A 1402-nucleotide genomic window follows, 5' to 3' on the forward strand; every position below is an offset into this window, starting at 1 on the left:
AAAATCAGAAATGTATCATGGACAATGCTTTGAAGATGCAGATGAATTGATTGAAAAAATAGAAGAATATATAGAATACTACAACACCAAACGGATTAAAGCCAAATTAAAAGGCCTGACTCCGGTTAAATATCGAAATCAGGCCTTACAAGCCGCTTAATAAAAGTGTCCAACTTTATGGGGTCACTTCACAATTGCGGCTTTTTAATATCTGAAAAATAAAATGAGTTGTACAAAATTTCATACAGGTAAATTAACGACAATTGAAACAATCGAACATCATCAAGAATTCATCAATTTTGCTTGTGAAAAAATGTTAACAGATCATCACGAATTATCTACAGAAATATATATAGATTATAACTACATAACGGATGTAACAACTGAAAAATCACCAATATTATTCTCATCTAATAATACAAATGAATTACTCATTATTGTTTTTATAAAAATGTAATCTACAAATTTGATAATTACATTGCATCGGGTTTATTTCTACACAAAAGCCGAAGCTGAAGAAATTATAGTTTGTAAACTCGAACCAGCGAACGGTTAATTAATGTTTAAACCAGTTAACACGTAAGATTAGATATCACTAGACGTAAAGCTGTGAGGATAAGTATAACATCTGATGAATTTGATGCCATTAAAATGCATTTGGAGAATATTTTGCTAAAAGTTATGGCGATAATGAGAAATATATAGATTGTGCTAATAAAGACAGAGAGTATTTTACCTCATTTGAAGCAAAGTATTGGCATTCAGTTCAAGCGCAACGGCTTAGAGAGGTTATTAAAAAAGCACTCAAAGAAACGTTAAAAAATTAATCATGAGTGTAACAATAGTATTCAGTTACAAAAATAGTTAAAGTTTAGTTTAGAGAAAATTCGAATGAATATTAATAAGAATTATATAGGCTAAGATGAGGTTTGGGGGTATCGTCGGAAGATATAAAACAACGGTTTAGAGATTGATAGAGAAAGTAGCATACTTAAAACCTAAATACAGAAAAACAGAGGGACTATTTATTTGATTTGAGAGAAAAGCAATAAAATATTAATGCGAAAAAGAAGCAGTTTTAGAATCAAAATAAGAGGTAGACATTTACAATTCTTTTTTAAGCAAAAAGCTAACTTAAGCTGTGATTTAAGCTGTAATTTTTTAAAAGATGTTTAAAATAGGCTTAACTTGTTGATTTTTATGGCGTCCCCTACAGGATTCGAACCTGTGACCTACGGCTTAGAAGGCCGTTGCTCTATCCAGCTGAGCTAAGGAGACATGGAGTAGCAGAATTGATATAACGCAGAGTATTATATAAAGCTATTTTGATCCGTCAATGCTTTTTAATCGATTATTAGGTTATATAGTCAAAATATCATCAATTTAATGGCATAATCGATAT

The 1402-nt window shown here is 30.5% G+C and carries 2 protein-coding genes and 1 tRNA gene; 2 read left to right on the forward strand and 1 reads right to left on the reverse strand.

Annotated elements, in window-relative coordinates:
* The first annotated feature begins 10 nt into the window (after window positions 1-10).
* Together B6D18_RS12320 and B6D18_RS12555 are read left to right on the forward strand one after the other, a co-directional pair.
* Window positions 11-160: an IS3 family transposase gene (locus tag B6D18_RS12320; RefSeq protein ID WP_086364446.1), complete on the forward strand. Its 150-nt coding sequence runs from the start codon at window positions 11-13 to the stop codon at window positions 158-160.
* A 63-nt stretch (window positions 161-223) separates the two neighbouring features.
* Window positions 224-457, forward strand: coding sequence for a hypothetical protein (locus B6D18_RS12555; protein WP_144064006.1), 234 nt, complete (start codon window positions 224-226; stop codon window positions 455-457).
* Window positions 458-1201: 744 nt separating this feature from the next.
* Here B6D18_RS12555 and B6D18_RS12325 read toward each other — a convergent pair.
* Window positions 1202-1278 (reverse strand) — tRNA-Arg (locus tag B6D18_RS12325).
* Window positions 1279-1402: the final 124 nt, after the last annotated feature.

The organism is Gilliamella sp. A7 (assembly GCF_002142015.1).
Classification (GTDB): domain Bacteria; phylum Pseudomonadota; class Gammaproteobacteria; order Enterobacterales; family Orbaceae; genus Gilliamella; species Gilliamella apis_A.